This window comes from Aliiruegeria lutimaris (assembly GCF_900099935.1).
GTDB lineage: Bacteria > Pseudomonadota > Alphaproteobacteria > Rhodobacterales > Rhodobacteraceae > Tropicimonas > Tropicimonas lutimaris.
Genome location: NZ_FNEK01000028.1, coordinates 1 through 18,472, shown reverse-complemented (window position 1 = coordinate 18,472; position 18,472 = coordinate 1). Strand labels below are relative to the sequence as shown.

Below are 18,472 nucleotides of genomic sequence, written 5' to 3'. Positions count from 1 at the left end.
ACCATGAAAATCGGGATCCTTCCCCTCGGGCGCCCCACTTTCGACGTGCCCTTCGCCGAGGAGAAACTCGCCGCGATGCTGGCCGCGCTGGACGCCACCGGCCACGAGATCATCGGCCCGCGTGAGTTGCTTTTCGACGAAGCGTCCACCCGCACCGCCATGTCGGACCTGGAGGCCGCGGAAATCGACCAGCTATTGCTGCTGCAGGTCACCTTCACCGATGCCTCGATGGCGGTGGCAGCTGGCAGCGGGTTCGAGCAACCCATGGCGATTTGGGCCGTGCCCGAGCCACGCCTTGGCGGGCGGCTGCGGCTCAACGCCTTTTGCGGGCTGAACCTCGCCTCCCACGCGCTCGGCCTTTCGGGGCGGGCGTTTTCCTGGCTCTATGCCGATCCGGAGGGCGAGATCGCCGAAGACCTCGCCGCTCTCCTGTCGGGAAATCGGTTGGCCGGGCGGCTGGACGCCAAGCCCGTCTCCGAGCGCAGCGCCGAGGGCCGGCGGGTCGCAGAGGCCCTCAAGGGTCAGAAGATCGGGCGGATCGGCGAGCATCCCGTGGGCTTCGATACCTGTGCCTATTCGGCGGAGGCGCTCGAAACTCTGACCGGGGTCGGGGTCGATGCGCTGGCGCTGGACGACCTTTTCGACGCCGCGAAAGCCGTGCCGGAAACCGTCGCGGCCAAGGTCCGCGTGGCGGCTGAAGCCGATGTGACGGGGTTGGCCGAGGTTGACCAGGCCGAGCTGGACCGCTCGCTCAGGCTCAAGGCTGGGCTGGACAGCCTCCGGGCCAATGGCGGCTACAACGCCTTCGCCATCCGCTGCTGGCCCGAAACCTTCACCCAATATGGCGGCGCGGTCTGTGGACCGGTGGCGATGCTGGGCGAGGGCAAGGTGCCCTGCGCCTGCGAGGCCGATGTTTACGGTGCGCTGACGCAACTTATTCTGCTGGAAGCCGCGCAGGCCCCCGTTTTCCTCACGGACCTCGTGGACATGGATGCCGCAGACAACACCGGCGTTGTCTGGCATTGCGGTCAGGCGCCGATCTCGATGCGCGACGATCAGGCCGAGGCGACCGCCACGATCCACACCAACCGCAAGCAACCGCTGCTCTACCAGTTCCCCCTCAAGCCCGGGCCGGTCACCTTCGTCCGGATCAGCCAGGCCTTCGGGGAGACGAAGATGGTGTTGGGTTTTGGCGAGATGCTGCGCCGGCCGATGGCTTTTACCGGCACCTCGGGCGTGGTCCGCTTCGACCGCAACGCGCGAGACGTGCTGGACGACATCATCGCCAGCGGGCTCGAACATCACATGGCGCTGGCCTATGGCGACCACCGCGCGACACTCCGCGCCGTGGCCGCCGAGCTTGGCCTGCCAGTTCTGGAGATCTGAGGAATGACACTACGATACGGGCTTATCGGGTCGGGCATGATGGGCCAGGAACATATTCGCAACATCCACCTGCTGGGAGGTTGCGAGGTGACGGGCATCGCCGATCCGGATGACGGCATGCGCCAGCTTTCGGTCGAGACCGCGGGCGGCACGGCGCGCGGCTTCACCAATCACAAGGATCTTCTCTCGGCCGATATCTGCGATGTCTACATGGTGATCTCGCCCAATGACACGCATTACCAGATCATGCTGGACATCATGGATAGCGGCAAACCGATCCTGTGCGAGAAGCCGCTCTGCACCACCTCGGACGATTGCCGCGACCTGGTGGCCAGGGCCGAGGGGCGTGCCGCGCCGATCTGGGTGGCGATGGAGTATCGCTACATGCCCCCCATGCAGCGCCTGCTCGACGAGATGGCGCATGGGCGTATTGGCACGCCGCGGATGATGTCCATCCGCGAGCACCGCTTTCCCTTCCTGCCCAAGGTCGGGGACTGGAACCGTTTCAATGAGCGGACGGGCGGCACGCTCACCGAAAAATGCTGCCATTTCTGGGACTTGATGCGATTCACCCTTCAGAGCGACCCGGTGCGGGTCTATGCCTCGGGCGCGATGGATGTGAACCATGTGGACGAGGAATATGGTGGGCGGAAGCCGGACATTATCGACAATGCCTATGTCACCATCGATTTCGCCAACGGCACGCGCGGCATGCTCGATCTGTGCATGTTCTCCGAGGGCGCCTGGTGGCAGGAGAAGATCTGCGTGACCGGGGATACCGCCCGCATCGAGGCCAAGGTACCCGGGCCCTCGCGTTTCTCGCCCGATGGCAAGGAGCGCGATGCGCAGGTGGTGATGTCGGTGCGAGAGACCAAGCAGACCCATGTCGAAGTGGTCCATGTCCCCAACGAGGTGCTGGAGGCGGGCGACCATCACGGCTCGACCTATTTCCAGCACCAAAAATTCCGCGACCTTGTGCTTTCGGGCAAGGGAGAGCCGGAAGTGTCGTTGAAGGACGGGCTCTGGTCCGTCATCGTCGGCGAAGCGGCCGAAACGTCGGCCCGCACGGGCCAGGCCATCGAGGTATCGTTATGACTGTTGAAACATTCGGCCAGATGCCGAACGGAACGCCGGTTGGGCGTTACACCATCTCGGGCGGCGGGCTGACCGCGCGCTTCCTGACTTCCGGCGCGGCGCTGCAGGACCTGCGGCTGGAAGGACATGCCGCCCCGCTGGTGCTGGGCTTCGAGGAGTTCCCAGCCTACCTGGAGCATTCCAAGAGCTTCGGCATCACCGCTGGCCGCTATGCAAACCGCATTCGAGATGGCCATGTTGAGATCGATGGCGAGACCTATCAGCTCGACACCAATTTCCTCGGCAAGCACCTGCTGCATGGCGGCTCCGCGGGCACCGGCAAGCGCGTCTGGGAGGTGGATCACCACGGGGCGGACAGCCTCGCCCTGTCGATCCGCCTCGCCGATGGCGAAATGGGATTTCCCGGCAACATGGTGATCCACCAGACATTCACCCTTCTGGAAGGCGGCGTGCTGGATATCCTTCTGGAGGCGGAAACGGATGCGCCGACGCTCTGCAACCTCGCCCATCACAGCTATTTCAACCTCGGCGGCGAGAACGTGGCCGATCACCTGCTTCAGATCGACGCCGAGACCTACCTGCCCGTCGATGCGGAGTTGATCCCGACCGGCGAGCAGGCACCCGTTGCGGGCACGCGGTTCGACTTCCGCCACCTCGCCGAGATCGGCCCGCGCAGCGCGCAAGGCCTGATCGACCACAATTTCTGCCTCTCGCAGGAGCGGACCACGCTGCGCAAGGTGGCCTCGCTTGCCTGCCCGGCTTCTGGCGTCGCAATGGAAGTGCGCACCACGGAACCCGGGCTGCAGGTCTTCGATGGCTCCCCGCTCAACGTGCCCGTGCCGGGGCTCGACGGGCGGCGAATGGGGCCCGGAGCGGGTATTGCAATGGAGCCGCAAATATGGCCCGACTCCCCGCATAACCCGGATTTCGCCCAAGCCATCCTGCGCCCCGGCGAGACCTATGAACAGCACACGCAATACGCATTCAAAAAGGACGCCCGATGACCGATTTCACCACCTACATGTGCCAGGCCAACCTCATCGGCGGTGCCTGGACCGGCGCCGACAGCGGCAAGACCATCGACGTAACCAACCCAGCCACCGGCGAAGTGATCGGCACCGTGCCGAATTGCGGCGCAGACGAGACGAACCGCGCCATCGCCGCCGCCGCCAAGGCCTTCAAGAGCTTCTCCAAGACCGACCTGCTCTATCGCGTGAAGCTCTTGCAGGACCTGCATGACGCGTTGATGGACAACCAGAAGTCGCTGGCGTTGCTGCTGACCACCGAGCAGGGCAAGCCGCTCTTCGAGGCCATGGGTGAGGTCGCCATCTCGGCCGCCTATATTCGCTGGTACGCCGAGGAAATCCGTCGCGCCAAGGGCGAGATCGTGCCCGCGCCGAGCGCCGGGCGACAGCTGCTCGTCACCCGCCACCCGGTTGGCGTGGTCGCGGCGATCACGCCTTGGAACTTCCCCTCCTCCATGCTTGCCCGCAAGCTCGGCCCCGCGCTCGCCGCCGGCTGCAGCGTGGTTGCCAAGCCCGCGACGGCCACGCCCTATTCCGGCCTTGCCTGGGGCAAGCTCTGCGAAGAGGTCGGCTATCCGGCCGGCGTGGTGAACATCCTAACAGGCTCCGCCCGTGCAATCGGCGGCGCGATCATGGAGAGCCCGGATGTGCGCAAGGTCACCTTCACCGGCTCCACCGAGATCGGAAAGCAGCTCATCCGCCAGAGCGCGGACACGGTGAAGAAGGTCTCGATGGAGCTCGGCGGCAACGCGCCCTTCATCGTCTTCGACGACGCGGATCTGGATGCGGCCATCGAAGGCGCGATGATCGCCAAGTTCCGCAACATGGGCCAGACCTGCGTCTGCACCAACCGCTTCTATGTGCAGGCCGGCATCCATGATGCCTTCGTCGCCAAGCTCAAGGAAGCCGTGGCCGCGCTCAAGGTCGGCAATGGCGCCGAGGACGGCGTGCAGCAGGGCCCGATGATCGACATGGGCGCGGTAGAGAAGGTCGAGGAATTCATCGCCGACGCCACCAAGAAGGGCGCGTCGATCGTGGAAGGCGGCAAGCGCCACGGCAATGGCGGCACCTATTTCGAGCCGACCGTGGTGACCGGCGCCACCGCCGACATGCAATTCGCCACCGAGGAGATCTTCGGCCCGCTCGCCGCCGTCTTCAAGTTCGACGAGGAAGCGGAAGCCATCGAAGCTGCCAACGCCACAGATTTCGGCCTCGCCGCCTATGCCTACACCCGCGATGTGGGTCGGGTGTTTCGGCTCAACGACGCGCTGGAATACGGCCTGATCGGCATCAATGCCGGGCTTATCACCACCGTCGAAGCGCCCTTTGGCGGGCTAAAGGAGAGCGGCATGGGCAAGGAGGGCGGCAGCCAGGGTCTCGATGACTATCTCGAAACCAAATATGTCTGCGTCGCGGGGCTGGGGTCATGACCGTCCTGATCACCGAGTTCATGGATGAGGGCGCCGTCGCGGCGCTCAAATCCAAGGTCGAAACGCAATACCTGCCGGACCTCGCGGACCGGCAGGGCGATATCCCGGCGATGATGGCGGGGATCAAGGCGCTGATCGTGCGCAACCGAACCCAGGTGACGCCGGAACTGCTGGCCGCTTCGCCCGATCTGAAAACCGTTGGCCGGCTCGGCGTGGGGCTCGACAATATCAACCTGCCAGCTTGCGCCGAGAAGGGTGTGGAGGTGATCCCGGCCACGGGCGCCAACACGATTTCGGTCGCCGAATATGTGGTCACGAACGCGCTGATTCTGATGCGCGACGCTTACCAGGCCAAGCATTCCATGCTGAAAGGCGGCTGGCCGCGCATGGCCTGTTCGGGGCGCGAGGTGGGCGGCAAGACGCTCGGGTTGATCGGCTTCGGCGGCATCGCGCGGGAGACGGCTCGGCTCGCCCGTGGACTGGGCATGGATGTCTGCGCAACGGACCCGCTTCTGCCGGCCGACGACCGCGCCTGGGAAGGCGTGGAACGTCTGGACCTGGAGAAGGTTCTGGCGAAGGCGGATATTGTGAGCCTGCATGTGCCGCTGCTCGACACGACGCGACACATGATCAACGCCACGTCGCTTGGCCAGATGAAGCAAGGCTCAGTGCTGGTCAACGCGGCACGGGGCGGCGTGGTGGACGAGGCGGCGCTGGTCGAGGCGATGAAGGCGGGCCGGCTGGCTGGGGCCGCGCTCGATTGCTTCGAGACCGAACCTCTGACCGAGGAAGCGGCCGAGAAGTTCCGCGGCTGCGAGAACCTGATCCTGACGCCGCATATCGCCGGCGTCACCGAAGAATCGAATGTCCGTGTAAGCACGATGATCGCCGATCTGGTGCTGGACAGGCTCGGCAAGTCCTGAGGAGGAAACAACATGGCCAAGGAGATAGACCGGCGGATCATCCAGGATCTGCTCGATAACGGGGTGGATTTTGCCACCACCGTGCCTTGCAAGCAGCTCGCAGGGCTGATCGAGGTGCTGGAGGAGACGGACGCCATCAAGCACGTCCCCTGCAACAAGGAAGACGAGGGCATGGGGCTTTGCGCCGGTGCCTTCATGGGCGGCATGAAACCTGTGATCCTGATGCAGAACACCGCGCTTGGGGTGACGCTCAACTCGCTCGCCACGCTGATCCAGTTCTATCAGATCCCGCTGCCGATGATCATTTCCTATCGCGGAGAAGTGGGCGAGCCGGTGGCCTGCCAGGTGGAGATGGCGCTGCATACCAAGGCGCTGCTGAGCCAGCTGCACATCCCGACCTATCACTTCCACAACGCGACACAGGTCGAGGAGCTTCCGGGTATCCTCAAGCACTGCCAGATGTGCTCCAAGCCCGTCGCCGTCCTGACCGATGCCAGTTTCTGGGGGAGCGCGAAATGATCCGTTACGAGCTGCTTGAACTGCTGAAGCCGATCATCACCGACGAGCTTGTGGTCTGCAATATCGGCTCCCCGAGCCAGGAGTTGCACGCCATCGACGACCAGCCGTCGAATTTCTATATGCTGGGAACGATGGGCCTGTGTTCGTCCATCGGGCTGGGACTGGCCATGGCGACCGACAAGAAGGTCATCGCCATCGACGGCGACGGCTCGGTGCTGACCAACATGGGCACATTGGCGACGATCGGGAACAACCATCTGGACAATTACATCCTGCTGATCGTCGATAACGGCTCCTATGGCTCGACCGGCGACCAGCCCACCTATACCGGCGCGCGCACGTCGCTGGCCAAGGTGGCCGAGGCCTGCGGTTGCGACAATGTCGTGGAATGCTCTGCCGCCGACACGCCGGAGGCCGTGAAAACAGCGCTGGCCGGCCAGAAGATGACGATCATCGTGTCCAAATGCGACAGCGGAAATCGCAAGTGCCCGGTCATCACCATGAACCCGATCATGATCCGCGAACGGTTCATGGCCGAAGTGGCGCGCTGATCCAGGTCAGAAAGAACACCCACGGGCAGGGCGGTGCCAGCAGCGCCCTGCAGTTCCGGCTCAGTTCACCTTGCCCGGCGCGCCTTGGTTCGCTTCGAGCCGATCCGCCAGATCGGCCATTTTCTTGCTCAACTCGCGCACCTGTTTCGCATTCATCAGGAATTGCTTCGCCTCGCGCTTCGTGAGCGTCGGCTCCTTGCCGTACTCGATCCGCAGCACACCGGCCGTTCCTTCCAGCGCCGTGCCGATCTTCATACCTGTCACGGCAACCACCGCTGCACCACCAAGCGGATGTCCATCCCAACCCTTGTCAGCCATCCGTTTCCTCCTTGCCTGTCCGGCGCTGTATTGCCCGGAATATCCGCCCTCATTGCCCCAAATACCGGCCCCTCTCAAGCAGAAGCGCCCCAACCCACCAACCGAGTGGTTCGTGATGAACACCCTTCAACAGGCGCGGGTCAGGCGGGGCCGTCGCTGTCGCCAAGGTCCATGCGCGAACGCGTCGCCGCCCTCGGGTCCGCGTCCAGCACCGAATGCAGCCGTTCCATCAACTCGAGAAGGCGCTCCCGATCGCCCTCGGAAAGTCCGGAAAGAAGTTGCTGCTCCACGGCAAGCGCCTCGGGCACGATCGCGTCGAGCAGTTTCCAGCCGGCCTCGGTCAGCGAAATGTCGACAAGGCGATGATCTCGCTGGCTCTCTGTCTTGTCGACTAGCCCGACCGCTTCCAGCCTCGCCACCGCGCGGCTGACTCGCGGTTTTTCAAGATTCACGCAATTATGGATCTCCCGCACGGAGACCTGCCGGCAGCGCGACAAATGCACAAGCACCCGCCATTCCGGCACCGTGAGCCCGTGGCTCTCGCTGTAAGCAAGCGCAACCCGCTTGCTGACCCGCTCCGACAGGACGGCCAGCCGGTAGGGCAGGAACTCGGAAAGATTGAACTGGTCGCGCATTGAAACAGCCTCGAGCAAATTCGTTTCAAACGAAACGAGATTGACACTCGTTGCAAGTGAAACGATATTGCATCGAACCTAACGGGACAGATCCGCCAATGCAACACAGGCGCGGCGGCACACATGAGGGAGGACAGACCGTGAGCAAGGCATTCGCGTCCCAAGGGGACACCGGCGAGAAGACGATCAGCTTCACGGAGATCGGCGAGGGCCTTTACGCCTTTACCGCCGAGGGGGATCCGAATTCCGGCGTCATCATCGGCGATGACAGCGTGATGATCGTCGAAGCGCAGGCGACGCCCCGGTTGGCGAATAAAGTGATCGAGAAGGTCCGCGAAGTGACCGACAAGCCGATCAGCCATGTGGTACTGACCCATTACCATGCCGTACGCGTTCTCGGTGCCTCGGCCTTTGGCGCGAACCAGGTGATCATGTCCGACACGGCCCGCGCCATGGTCGTCGAGCGCGGCCAGGAGGATTGGGACAGCGAGTTCCAACGCTTCCCCCGTCTCTTCGAAGGCCATGAGAGCATTCCCGGCCTGACCTGGCCCACGACGACCTTCTCCGACAGCATGACCGTTTATCTCGGCAATCGCCGGGTGGACCTCATGCATCTCGGCCGTGCGCACACGGCGGGCGATATCGTCATCCATGTGCCCGATCAGAACGTCATGTTCACCGGCGACATCGTCGAATATCACTCTGCCTGTTACTGCGGCGACGGTCATTTCAGCGACTGGTCCGACACGCTCGACAATATCGGGTGGTTCGATGTCGACGCCATCGCCCCCGGCCGCGGCAACGCGCTGCAAGGCAAGCAGATGGTGAACGCGGCCATCGAGAACACCCGCGATTTCGTCCTCTCCACCTATCGCCCCGCCGCCCGTGTCGCGGCACGCGGCGGCTCGCTCAAGGAAGCCTGGGACGCGGTGCGCGCGGAATGCGACCCGAAATTCGCCGATTACGCGATCTACGAACATTGCCTGCCCTTCAACGTGGCCCGCGCCTATGACGAGGCCCGCGGCATCGACACCCCCCGGATCTGGACAGCCGAACGCGATCTGGACATGTGGGCACAGCTTCAGGGCTGACGGACACGACGAGGGGGGAGAAAATGACGAAAATCTTCGAGGAGCCGCTCTACCCGTATGAGCGCAGCCCGGATCAGGACGCACCCCATGCGATCCGCCATCCGGTCGTCGTGATCGGCGCCGGCCCGGTGGGGTTGGCCGCCGCGATCGACCTCGCGCAGCAGGACGTGCCCGTCGTAGTGCTCGACGAGAATGACAAAGTGAGTTTCGGCTCCCGTGCGATCTGTTTCGCCAAGCGTCCGCTGGAGATCCTCGACCGGCTCGGATGCGGCCAGCCGATGGTGGACAAGGGCGTGAAATGGGAGGTCGGCAAGGTCTTTTTCGGCGACAGGCAGGTTTACGAATTCAACCTTCTGCCGGAGGAGGGCCACGAACGGCCGGCCTTCATCAACCTGCAGCAATACTATTTCGAGAAATATCTCGTGGACCGGGTGCGCGAATTGCAGGCCGCTGGAAAGCCTGTGGAAATCCGTGGCGGAAGCAGGGTGCTGGATGTCTCGGACAAAGGCGATCACGTAGCGCTGAAAGTGGACACGCCGGAGGGCGCCTACGATCTCCAAGCAGAGTGGCTCATAGCCTGTGACGGCGCAGGCTCGCCCACGCGCGCCATGCTCGGCCTAGATTTTGTGGGCCGCGTCTTCGAGGATAATTTCCTGATCGCCGACGTGGTGATGGAGGCAGACTTTCCGACCGAACGCTGGTTCTGGTTCGACCCGCCCTTCAACCGCGGACAATCCGCACTGCTGCACAAGCAACCCGACGGCGTCTGGCGGATCGACCTGCAACTTGGCTGGGCCATCGACAAGGAACGGGAGAAGAAGCCGGAAAACGTCATCCCGCGGCTCAAGGCCATGCTGGGCGAAGAGGTGGAATTCGAGCTGGAATGGGTTTCGATCTACACCTTCCAATGCCGGCGGATGGAAAAGTTCCGCCATGGGCGGGTGATATTCGCCGGCGATTCCGCACACCAGGTCAGCCCCTTCGGTGCGCGCGGCGCCAATTCCGGCGTTCAGGACACGGACAACCTGGCCTGGAAGCTCAAGCTGGTGATCGACGGGAATGTCCCCGAGACACTGCTCGACAGTTACGACATCGAGCGCATTCACGGCGCGGATGAGAATATCCTCAACTCCTCCCGCTCCACTGATTTCATCACGCCCAAATCGGACATGAGCCGCCTGCTGCGCGATGCGGTGCTGGACCTGTCCGAGCACCATGCCTTCGCGCGCCCTCTGGTCAATTCCGGGCGTCTTTCTGTGCCCTGTACCTATGATGGTTCCCCGCTCAATTCAGTGGATTCTCTTCCGGGCGCTCCGGAACGAACGCGCCCTGGCGCGCCCTGCCCCGATGCGCCCATCGGGGACGGCTACCTTCTGCGCCGACTTGGCGATGCCTTCACCATCCTGGCGATCAACCGGGATGGACCGTCGGAGTTGATCGAAGATGGCGTGTGCGCGCGTCTCGTGAAGGTTCCGGCTGACGATGCCCTCGTGGAAAGGTATCTGGGCACGGCTTCCGGCGCCGTTTACCTGATCCGGCCCGATCAGCATGTGGCCGGCCGTTGGGAGCAATACGACGAGAACGCGATGCGCGCCGCGATCCAGCGGGCGACAGGCAGGGAGGATAGGGTATGAGCGAACTCGTCCTGACACCAAATATCGAGGCCGCGGATGATTTCTATGCCGAGTTGCTTGCTGCCCATGAGGGGTTGAGCAAGGCCGAGAGCGATGCGCTTAATGCGCGCCTGCTGCTCGTTCTGGCCAACCATATCGGTGATCGCGCGGTGTTGACCCAGGCGCTCGAAGCAGCGAAGGCCCCGCCTCGCTGATCTACGCTGCCGCATCCCCGGCTACTTTGAACGCAGGATCCGCTCGGTCAGAACCGGCATGCCCTCGACGGTTTGTCGTGACCCGCTGGCATTGCTGAGGATCATCTGCTTGAGTTCCGCCCCCGAGATCCCCGGGTTTTCAGCAATGAGTTTCGCCGCATAGGCCGATACCTTCGGTGCGGCGAAGCTGGTGCCGGACAGCGCAGCGGACTCCCCGTCGAACTTTCGCAGCGCCACATTCTCGGCGCTGACCGCGATCTCGACAATGCCGCTTCCATAATTGCTACCCTTCCACAGGCTTCGCTCATTGGAAGAGGTCCCGGCCACAACCAGCAGATTCGAGGTCTGGTAAGCCGGTGGGTAGAGTGGCATCCGGTTGAGATCCGTCCGGTTGTTCCCCGCTGCCACGACGAAGAGAATCTCCGGATGTGCCTGCATCGCGCGCTGGAAGTCCGGCCAGGGCTGGCGGCGGCTGCTTTGCAAAGAAACGACCTTTACGCCCTGTTTAGAAAAGAAATCCGCGGCCTTTGACACTTCGTTGCCGGTCGACATCGGGTAATACCGCACCGGAACGATGCAGGCCGTTTCGGGGGCGTAATCCAGGATCACGCTGGCCACCATCGAGCCATGCCGGTTCGGATTGAAGATCGAAATACGCGGATCGCGGCTATTTTCGGGAAAACCGTAGTCGAAGGGGCGACCGTCATTTTCCCAGACATCCAGCCCGATCAAACGACCGGCGTTATCATAGGCCAACCCCTTGGCGATATCGGAGCGCGTGTAGTTGACACCGTTGTCCAGCAATCCGACCCGAACACAGTTCCGCGCGCTCCCCTTCGGCGGCGCCGGGTTCAGCGGCTGTACCTTGTTATTGGGAGCGAGCGACTGGTCAAGTTCAAGAATGTGAGTCGGGACGACCCTGCCCGAAACCTTGCCGTATTCGACAAACCGGCCACCGGCCACCGAACAATCGTCACGCGCAACGCCGCGCAGCACGGCGCGTTCCTCGCCCATGATCTTGCTGTAAAGGTCCACGAAAGTGAGCTGTCGGCCTTGCTGGGAAAGGCTGGACACCCGCAGTTTGTCGCCGGAATCCAGACGCCATTCCGTGATGCTGCGCTGGCCGGCTCCCTGTGGCATTTGGCGTTGCATGCCGGGCTGCATTTGCCGAGGCGCACCTTGCGGCATATTCCCCGGCGGCGACTGGCGTTGCATCCCCGGCGGCGCTTGCCGCTGCTGTGGCAGGCGCGACCCCTGCGGGGCCTGCATTTTCAAACGGCTTGCTCCGGCAACCGGCTGCTGGGCCGGCGCGGAGCAAGTATTGGCCAACGCCTGCCGCACCACGGCCCGGTCATTTGCCGATTGCGCTATTGCTGGCCCCGCCAAAGCAGCGGAGACAGTCAGGAAAACAAACGTAGTCAGGCTACGCATGCGCCAGTCCTCGTTCAGAGGCGGTACCCATATTGCTCCAGATCGAAGCCTGCGAGTTCCTGAAGACGGCGGTTGGACGCCGCAAACATCTCGGTCATACGTGCTTCCAGACCCTCGGGGATCTTGAGGCTGAGATCGCTAACCGGCGAAATCTCACTGATCTTCTGGGCCGCTTGGTTGATCGGAATCCGAAGTATATCGTCCGCCAGACGATCATGCGGAACCGCGACACCCAACTCGTTATGGAAATAGGCCCGCATACGGTTCATGTTGAATGGCTCGAAGAATTTCGTACCGAACTCGCGCGGGAACTTTTCATTGTAGCGACGCAACTGTTCGTACCACCCCATAGACTCGGCCTGGGTGTTCACCGCCCGCATTTCCTGGATGTCGGTCGAGATCCCGATCGAATTGGCGATCGTTGTCAGGAAAGCCGCCGGATCCTTCTTCAGTTGTTCGAAGACAACCATGCAGACATTCTCCTTGCCGAACTCGTTGACATAGAGATTGTACATGTTGTCGTAGCAGATATCCGTGCACCAGCTCCGCACCTGATAGAGATAGGTGTATTCAAGGTATTTACGGTAGGTGCCGCCATAGCCGCCCTTGAGCAGCTCAAGGTAGAGCGATTTCAGGAAGCTGAACTGCTCCCGGATCACGATGATCGCCTTCGTGCCGTCGCCAAAGAGTTGGCGAAGCCGACGCGCCTTGTCGGCGGTGTCGACCTCGTTTCCGAGCGCGAAGGAGTGGAATTCGTTGGAGAGCCCGACAGCCTTGTAATTGTTTTCCTTGGCATAATCGAATGCCGGCTGCATCAGCTTCTGGCAATCCTCCAGATCCCAGAGAAATTCCTTCTTAAGGCGGATGTCCACTTCGGAAACCCGTTCTACACCTTCATCGAAATAGGTGTTTCCTTTGCTTTCGTAACCCAGCCCGAGATGCAGGCAGTCAGGATGGACCCCAAAGTAGAAATTCTGCAGGGAACTGGACGCACTCTTCGGGAAACCGACGTGAACATATCGTTGCGGTTCAGACATTTTTTGGCCTTATAAAATTGGAACCGTTCAATTCCGCAGTCACCTGAAGTGACCGTCAGGTCACTTCTCGGTAAGATCCTTGAGATTGGGGTTCATGCCGGGACGTCCTCCGCCGCCGCCGGGACGTCCTCCGCCACCTTGGCCAAAAGTCTTCTGCATCGTCTCGCCAACCGTCTGGAACGATTGATTGAGGTTGTCCACCGGAACAATCAGCTGCACTGCATCCTGCGGCTTGCCGTTTTCCTTGATGTGAAAGGTAATCTTGACGATTCCATTCGACTTGTCAGGATCCACTTTGGAGATCCCTTCCACGAAATACCTGGGAACAGACACAGGCATACTCCTATAGTTGTTTCCTAAGGTTCTCAGACGAGATGATCGTCGTCATCCGAACGGTTTTCCTCGCTCAGGTCTTTGAGCTGCGGACGACCTTGTCCACCGCGCTGACCACCCCGGGCGCCGCGGCCCTGACCGCCGGGAGCGCCGCCGCCGTCGCCTTGTCCCTTGATCGTGCCGTCTTCCTGGAGCTTATTGACCAGTTCCCGCATCACACCGATGGAGCGCATGAACCCCTGAAGCGGCAGGTTCACGGAAAAGGTCGTGTCCTCCGGCTTGACGCTGTCGGGGTGGTACTCACCTTTTTCGTCGGGACGGAGGATAGAGCACTCGAGACGGACGACACCGTTCACGTACTCTGCATTGTGAATTCTGTGGGCGAAGAGATCCATTTTTTACTCCCTTGTCCGGCCTGGAAATGGGCCAGTATCGTTATTAAGAACAAACACTAATTTGCGCCAGAATCTTGATCTTACTCCTGAAATCATCACTCGCGAAACGCTCTGTTGCTGTAGCGTAGAAGCGGTTCGAAGAGGTAGTCAAGGAAGGTTCTCGGCGCCATCTGAATCATCACTTCGACCGACATGCCCGGAACGAGAGCGACGTCCTCCCCGAGGCGCGCGATTTGCGCGTCCTCGATCTCGATCTTGGCGAGGTAGTAGGACTCGCCGGTTGAAGAATCCACGAGGCTGTCCGCCGAAATGGAGGTGAGCGTGCCATAGATCTTCGGCAGGTTCCGCCGCGGATAGGCCAACAGCACAACCGCCGCTGTCTGACCCGGCGCGATCACATCGATATCATTGCGGTCGATCCGCGCTTCCAACGTCAGGGCCTCGTCGCTTGGGACGATCTCGACAATGGTCTCGCCAGCGCCAACCACGGCTCCCTCGGTATTGACGGACAGCGAAATCAGCGTGCCGTGGATCGGCGATTTGATAACCGTCCGCTCCAGCGTGTCGACATAGGTGGCGTAGGTCGTGCGGGCATCCAGAAGGTCGCGCGCCACGGAGAGAATCTCGCTGGTGCTGGCTTCCAGTTCACCCGCCCAGACATCTTCTGCTTGCAGACGCGCCTGACTGATGGATTCGACCAGGCTGCTGATCCGTGATTCCCGCTCGACCCGGACCTGCTCGATCTGGCTACGGTTCAGCAGATTATCCGCAGTTGTCCGTCGCACTTCGAGCCCACGATCGCGCAACGATTGCAGGACGTCACCCTCTTCTTCCAGCAGGGCAAGCTGGCCATTGACGCTTTCGAGTTCAAGCCTCAGACCTTCGATCTCGACTTCGTAGCCATGGATCGTCTGCTTCAGAAGCTCGTCCGAGGCGCGCAGCGCGGCCTGGCGGCTTTGGTAGTGGAAGCGCTGAAGCCGAAGGATCTCCGCGAGAGTTCTTTCAGTCGCCGCACGCTGTTGCAGTTCTTCGGAGAAAACCAACTCGCGACGCAGATCCCGTTCGACGAGATACTCGCTCTCATGTGTCAGCCGCTCCAACTCGGCCTGCAGCGAGTCGATCAGAAGCCCTTGCTGCTCCACCGAGGCACGCGCCCGCGTATCGTCCAGCAGCACCAACGTTTGGCCAACTGAAACGATATCCCCGTCGCGGACGAGAATTTCCTTGATCACGCCGCCTTCGAGGTGCTGGATCGTGCGCCGCGAATTCTCCGGGCTCACGGTTCCGGTCGCAATGGCTGCACCGTAGATCGGTGCGACGGTCGCCCAGTAGCCAAAACCGCCAAAGAAAATCAGCACAACCAAAATGCCGACCATCATTGCCGGCCGGACACGGCGTCCCAGCGATGTAATCACAGGTTCCGGGCCTGCTTCCGCGACGCTCGTCATGATTTCCTCAGGTTCCGGTTGCCCTGCCCCTGCCGTGGATCCTGTTCGATACGCCGCGGACCGGGATTGACATTGCCCTGCGAGAGTTCACGCAGAACTTGCTCGCGGTCACCGACAGTGACGAGGCTGCCTTCACGCAGATAGATCAGCCGGTCGCACTTGTTCAGCAGGTTTGCCCGTTGAGTGACCAGCACTATCGTCGCGCGCCGTCCGCGGGCCGCGTCGAGCGCGGCAATCAATGCACCTTCGGCCGTCTTGTCAAGAAAGGCCCCGGGCTCGTCCATCACGATATAGGATGGATCCTTGTAGAAGGTGCGGGCGATGAGAATTTGCTGGATCTGCCCGCGGGACAACACGGCGTCTGCGCCCCGGCCGATCGTCGTGCTGAAGCGCTGCGGCAGCGCTAGGATCGCTTCGTTGATACCTGCAAGCTTTGCCGCCGCAGCCACGGCCGCATCGGTATCGGTGCCAGAGCTGCTTTCGAACCGGGAGATATTTTCGGTGATGGTCCCGACCAGCGGTTCCTCGGCCTGCCCTAGGTAGCCAACCCGCTGACCAAATGCTTCTCCGGACAGGCGGACAAGCTCGACATCATTCGCACGCACGCTGCCGCTGCTCGGCGCGGTTGCGCCGGCCAGCAAACGGCAAAGCGTGGATTTCCCCGCTGCGACGGGGCCGATGATACCAATGCTCTCTCCTTCCGCGATCTCCAGCGACACCGGGCGAAGTACCGGGCGTCTTTGCCCCTGCGGCATGAACATCGCCTGGCGCACGGAGATGGAGATCCCGCCTTTCAGCGGCAGGCTGGCGGCATCGGCCGGGGTGAGTTCGACAGCAAGTTGGTTATTCAGCATTTCCACGCTGCGCTTCATTCCCGTCAGGGCTTTGAGCGAGCCCACGGCCTTGTCGACTGGCGACAGGGCGAGGCCAAGCAGGATCGATCCCGCGATCATGGTACCCATCGTAACTTCGTTCTGCAAAACGAGATAGGCGCCGGTGCCCAGAATAGAAATCTGCGCGAGGGTACGCAGGAAACGGGTGCTGTTCTGAATGATCGTCGTGCCGCGCGACGCCTTGGTCATTTTGCCGGACGTCTCGACATTCTGCTTGTGGAGCTTATCGGCGATGCGATCGGTCATCCCCATTGCCCGAACAGCGTCGCTTGACTGAACAGCCGCTTCCAACGCGCCGACCGCCATTTCCTTTTCCCTCTGGCCTTCGCGCGTGCGCGGCTGCGAGGAGCTTTCACCGACAATGGAAATCGTCAGCAGAATGATCGCCGCCGCCGTGGCAACCATGCCGATGGTCGGGTGGAGATAATACAGGATCGCGATGAAGACGAAGGACCACGGCACTTCGAGCACCGTGGATATCGTGGGCGACGAGAAGAACTGCCTGAGTTGACCCAACTCGCGCACAGGCCCGCCGGCGCTGCGCGGATCCGCCGGAACAGACGGGCCCAGCGTGTTTTTCACGACGTTCCGGTACAGTTTCTCGTCAAGCCATGCGCCGATCTGGTTCTGCATCAGCGCAATCGAGGTGGACAGGAAATTCGATGTCGCAAGGGCTGCGAAAGCTACGATGGAAATGGAGACGAGCGTCTCCTCGCTCTCGCTGGACAGGACGCGGTCAATGACCTGCAGCATGTAGAGGGGAACCGTGAGACGCAGAAGGTTGACCAGGATACTAAACAACACCACGGGCAGGGCGAGAGGCCAGACCTTGGCCATCATCTTGGAGACCTTACCCACCTGAACGCGCCGCGCGCGCCGGTTCGCGTTTTGAGCTTGCTGTGCTATGACAATTACTCTTTCGTTCTAAAAGGTAGGCGCTTTTCAGCATCGCGCTTCCCACCGGTAAGTCAAGCCGATTATGGCCACCGTTCCAGCCTAGCCGACAAACTGATAGCTTTTCGTTAATCGCCCTCATGGCACCAAAATAATCGTTTTAATTCAGGTATTTCCGAGAAAATGATCGTTTCTCCCGGTTGTGTCTCGACAGCCGATCAAGGTGCAAACCGCAAGCCGCGACTCCCGCTCTCTCTTCTCGACGTAAAGACGCCGCCAAACTGGCGGCGGCCCTTTTTTGTCTGGTCGGATAGGAGCAGGCCAAAGCCGGCCCCTCGCCTACGATCAGTAGTAGTAGTCGTAGTAGTCGTAAGACATCCCGCACGATCCGAAGTCCCAGCCGTAGTAGTAGCCGTAATCCCAGAACCAGCCCACATTCCAGCCGTAGTTCCAGTAATAGTAGAAGTCGATGTGGGCACCGTAATCCCATCCGTACGCTACGTCATAATACCAACTGGCCGTATAATCCCAGTGCCAGCCGTAGGCCGAGTCGAGGTAGTACTCGTAGTAATAATCGTAGTGCCAACCGTAGTACCAATCTACGTCATATCCTGGCGGTCGCGCGTGCAACCTCTGGCATCGTAGTCAGGATCGCGGCAGAGGAGGCTCCGGAAATGCCGGCAAGGTCTTGTCCGAGCGAATCCAATTGAGTGGTGCAGGGTGGTCACTAAACATCTCAGGATGACGAAAGAAGTCTTAAAGCGGTTCCAGTTCACGTTGAAGCGTAACCGGCGGCTTGGAACATGCATCTATCCCAAAAGTAATCCCCTATGATTCAAGGTGAGATGGAACCGCTTTAGGAGGTTAACGCACATCTCTAGATTGGTGTTAATACTTTCTTAACGGTGACGCTAGTCACCCGAATCTAAAGTTCGCCGCATAGGGTTTGGGTTCGCTGGCAGAACCGCTTGACCGATGCGAGGATTTCATCGGCGGACTTGACCCATCTGTATGGTTTGGGGTTCTCGTTGTGTGCTTCGATGAAGGCGGCAATGTCGGCCTCCAGTTCGGCAGTCGAACGATGGACCCCGCGCTGCAACTGCTTGCGGGTCAATTCAGCGAACCAGCGTTCGACCTGATTGATCCATGATGCCGAGGTGGGCGTGAAGTGGACATGCCAGTGCGGACGGCGGGCGAGCCATGCCTTGATCCTGGGCGTCTTGTGCGTGGCGTAGTTGTC

The 18,472-nt window shown here is 61.3% G+C and carries 19 protein-coding genes and 1 pseudogene; 10 read left to right on the top strand and 10 right to left on the bottom strand.

The window, feature by feature from the left end; genetic code table 11:
* Positions 1-3: 3 nt before the first annotated feature.
* The 7 genes from BLR85_RS14260 to comE are packed head-to-tail and all read left to right on the top strand — an operon-like array spanning position 4 to position 6,929.
* Entirely contained in the window at positions 4-1,386 is a 1,383-nt protein-coding gene (locus BLR85_RS14260; RefSeq protein WP_093157214.1) for an L-fucose/L-arabinose isomerase family protein, read from the top strand.
* A 3-nt stretch (positions 1,387-1,389) separates the two neighbouring features.
* Positions 1,390-2,481, top strand: a complete 1,092-nt coding sequence (locus BLR85_RS14255; protein ID WP_093157211.1) for a Gfo/Idh/MocA family protein — start codon at positions 1,390-1,392, stop codon at positions 2,479-2,481.
* On the top strand, positions 2,478-3,485 hold the full coding sequence (locus tag BLR85_RS14250; protein WP_093157208.1) for an aldose epimerase family protein: 1,008 nt from the start codon (positions 2,478-2,480) through the stop codon (positions 3,483-3,485). The genes BLR85_RS14255 and BLR85_RS14250 overlap by 4 nt, the downstream gene beginning before the upstream one ends.
* Positions 3,482-4,936, top strand: a complete 1,455-nt coding sequence (locus BLR85_RS14245; protein ID WP_093157205.1) for an NAD-dependent succinate-semialdehyde dehydrogenase — start codon at positions 3,482-3,484, stop codon at positions 4,934-4,936. The genes BLR85_RS14250 and BLR85_RS14245 overlap by 4 nt, the downstream gene beginning before the upstream one ends.
* Positions 4,933-5,859 (top strand): hydroxyacid dehydrogenase, encoded by a 927-nt coding sequence (locus tag BLR85_RS14240; RefSeq protein ID WP_093157202.1) that lies wholly within the window; start codon positions 4,933-4,935, stop codon positions 5,857-5,859. Before BLR85_RS14245 ends, BLR85_RS14240 begins: the two co-directional genes overlap by 4 nt.
* Positions 5,860-5,871: 12 nt before the next feature.
* Complete coding sequence (gene comD / locus BLR85_RS14235; protein ID WP_093157199.1) at positions 5,872-6,378, top strand: sulfopyruvate decarboxylase subunit alpha; 507 nt, start codon at positions 5,872-5,874, stop codon at positions 6,376-6,378.
* Positions 6,375-6,929: a sulfopyruvate decarboxylase subunit beta gene (gene comE, locus BLR85_RS14230; RefSeq protein ID WP_093157196.1), complete on the top strand. Its 555-nt coding sequence runs from the start codon at positions 6,375-6,377 to the stop codon at positions 6,927-6,929. The genes comD and comE overlap by 4 nt, the downstream gene beginning before the upstream one ends.
* A gap of 60 nt (positions 6,930-6,989) precedes the next feature.
* On the opposite strand, the gene BLR85_RS14225 is transcribed toward comE, so the two are convergent.
* Positions 6,990-7,247: a hypothetical protein gene (locus BLR85_RS14225; protein ID WP_093157193.1), complete on the bottom strand. Its 258-nt coding sequence runs from the start codon at positions 7,245-7,247 to the stop codon at positions 6,990-6,992.
* Between the two features lie 140 nt (positions 7,248-7,387).
* Positions 7,388-7,882 carry a MarR family winged helix-turn-helix transcriptional regulator gene (locus BLR85_RS14220; protein ID WP_093157191.1) on the bottom strand — a complete coding sequence of 165 codons (495 nt, stop codon included), beginning with the start codon at positions 7,880-7,882 and terminating at the stop codon, positions 7,388-7,390.
* Positions 7,883-8,022: 140 nt separating this feature from the next.
* Between BLR85_RS14220 and BLR85_RS14215 the strand changes: the two genes are divergently transcribed.
* Genes BLR85_RS14215 through BLR85_RS14205 form a run of 3 tightly spaced genes read left to right on the top strand, consistent with a single transcriptional unit; the run spans position 8,023 to position 10,801 of the window.
* Complete coding sequence (locus BLR85_RS14215) at positions 8,023-8,973, top strand: MBL fold metallo-hydrolase (protein ID WP_093157188.1); 951 nt, start codon at positions 8,023-8,025, stop codon at positions 8,971-8,973.
* A 23-nt stretch (positions 8,974-8,996) separates the two neighbouring features.
* Complete coding sequence (locus BLR85_RS14210; protein WP_093157186.1) at positions 8,997-10,607, top strand: FAD-dependent oxidoreductase; 1,611 nt, start codon at positions 8,997-8,999, stop codon at positions 10,605-10,607.
* Positions 10,604-10,801: a DUF2783 domain-containing protein gene (locus BLR85_RS14205; RefSeq protein ID WP_093157183.1), complete on the top strand. Its 198-nt coding sequence runs from the start codon at positions 10,604-10,606 to the stop codon at positions 10,799-10,801. The genes BLR85_RS14210 and BLR85_RS14205 overlap by 4 nt, the downstream gene beginning before the upstream one ends.
* Before the next feature lie 21 nt (positions 10,802-10,822).
* On the opposite strand, the gene BLR85_RS14200 is transcribed toward BLR85_RS14205, so the two are convergent.
* From BLR85_RS14200 to BLR85_RS14165, 8 genes and pseudogenes are all read right to left on the bottom strand, one after another.
* A complete protein-coding gene (locus tag BLR85_RS14200) occupies positions 10,823-11,953 on the bottom strand; it encodes a S8 family serine peptidase (RefSeq protein ID WP_170844575.1) in 1,131 nt (376 codons plus the stop codon).
* A gap of 293 nt (positions 11,954-12,246) precedes the next feature.
* The gene (locus BLR85_RS14195; protein WP_093157177.1) at positions 12,247-13,269 is read right to left on the bottom strand and encodes a hypothetical protein; all 1,023 of its coding nucleotides are present in this window, start codon (positions 13,267-13,269) and stop codon (positions 12,247-12,249) included.
* Between the two features lie 60 nt (positions 13,270-13,329).
* Positions 13,330-13,563, bottom strand: a complete 234-nt coding sequence (locus BLR85_RS14190) for a hypothetical protein (RefSeq protein WP_139188395.1) — start codon at positions 13,561-13,563, stop codon at positions 13,330-13,332.
* Between the two features lie 71 nt (positions 13,564-13,634).
* Positions 13,635-13,997 (bottom strand): hypothetical protein, encoded by a 363-nt coding sequence (locus BLR85_RS28515; protein WP_139188394.1) that lies wholly within the window; start codon positions 13,995-13,997, stop codon positions 13,635-13,637.
* Between the two features lie 95 nt (positions 13,998-14,092).
* The gene (locus BLR85_RS14180; protein ID WP_093157169.1) at positions 14,093-15,445 is read right to left on the bottom strand and encodes an HlyD family type I secretion periplasmic adaptor subunit; all 1,353 of its coding nucleotides are present in this window, start codon (positions 15,443-15,445) and stop codon (positions 14,093-14,095) included.
* Positions 15,442-17,196 (bottom strand): type I secretion system permease/ATPase, encoded by a 1,755-nt coding sequence (locus BLR85_RS14175; protein ID WP_093157167.1) that lies wholly within the window; start codon positions 17,194-17,196, stop codon positions 15,442-15,444. Before BLR85_RS14175 ends, BLR85_RS14180 begins: the two co-directional genes overlap by 4 nt.
* Positions 17,197-17,577: 381 nt before the next feature.
* The gene (locus BLR85_RS14170) at positions 17,578-17,862 is read right to left on the bottom strand and encodes a hypothetical protein (protein WP_093157165.1); all 285 of its coding nucleotides are present in this window, start codon (positions 17,860-17,862) and stop codon (positions 17,578-17,580) included.
* Between the two features lie 295 nt (positions 17,863-18,157).
* Positions 18,158-18,472 (bottom strand): annotated as a pseudogene (locus BLR85_RS14165) (IS630 family transposase); the annotation flags it as partial.

What these genes read in the sequence shown, in the direction of transcription:
- BLR85_RS14260 (WP_093157214.1), top strand. Translation starts at nt 4, where the DNA reads ATGAAAATCGGGATCCTTCCCCTCGGGCGCCCCACTTTCGACGTGCCC.
- BLR85_RS14255 (WP_093157211.1), top strand. Translation starts at nt 1,390, where the DNA reads ATGACACTACGATACGGGCTTATCGGGTCGGGCATGATGGGCCAGGAA.
- BLR85_RS14250 (WP_093157208.1), top strand. Translation starts at nt 2,478, where the DNA reads ATGACTGTTGAAACATTCGGCCAGATGCCGAACGGAACGCCGGTTGGG.
- BLR85_RS14245 (WP_093157205.1), top strand. Translation starts at nt 3,482, where the DNA reads ATGACCGATTTCACCACCTACATGTGCCAGGCCAACCTCATCGGCGGT.
- BLR85_RS14240 (WP_093157202.1), top strand. Translation starts at nt 4,933, where the DNA reads ATGACCGTCCTGATCACCGAGTTCATGGATGAGGGCGCCGTCGCGGCG.
- comD (WP_093157199.1), top strand. Translation starts at nt 5,872, where the DNA reads ATGGCCAAGGAGATAGACCGGCGGATCATCCAGGATCTGCTCGATAAC.
- comE (WP_093157196.1), top strand. Translation starts at nt 6,375, where the DNA reads ATGATCCGTTACGAGCTGCTTGAACTGCTGAAGCCGATCATCACCGAC.
- BLR85_RS14225 (WP_093157193.1), bottom strand. Translation starts at nt 7,247, where the DNA reads ATGGCTGACAAGGGTTGGGATGGACATCCGCTTGGTGGTGCAGCGGTG.
- BLR85_RS14220 (WP_093157191.1), bottom strand. Translation starts at nt 7,882, where the DNA reads ATGCGCGACCAGTTCAATCTTTCCGAGTTCCTGCCCTACCGGCTGGCC.
- BLR85_RS14210 (WP_093157186.1), top strand. Translation starts at nt 8,997, where the DNA reads ATGACGAAAATCTTCGAGGAGCCGCTCTACCCGTATGAGCGCAGCCCG.
- BLR85_RS14205 (WP_093157183.1), top strand. Translation starts at nt 10,604, where the DNA reads ATGAGCGAACTCGTCCTGACACCAAATATCGAGGCCGCGGATGATTTC.
- BLR85_RS14200 (WP_170844575.1), bottom strand. Translation starts at nt 11,953, where the DNA reads ATGCAACGCCAAATGCCACAGGGAGCCGGCCAGCGCAGCATCACGGAA.
- BLR85_RS14195 (WP_093157177.1), bottom strand. Translation starts at nt 13,269, where the DNA reads ATGTCTGAACCGCAACGATATGTTCACGTCGGTTTCCCGAAGAGTGCG.
- BLR85_RS28515 (WP_139188394.1), bottom strand. Translation starts at nt 13,997, where the DNA reads ATGGATCTCTTCGCCCACAGAATTCACAATGCAGAGTACGTGAACGGT.
- BLR85_RS14180 (WP_093157169.1), bottom strand. Translation starts at nt 15,445, where the DNA reads ATGACGAGCGTCGCGGAAGCAGGCCCGGAACCTGTGATTACATCGCTG.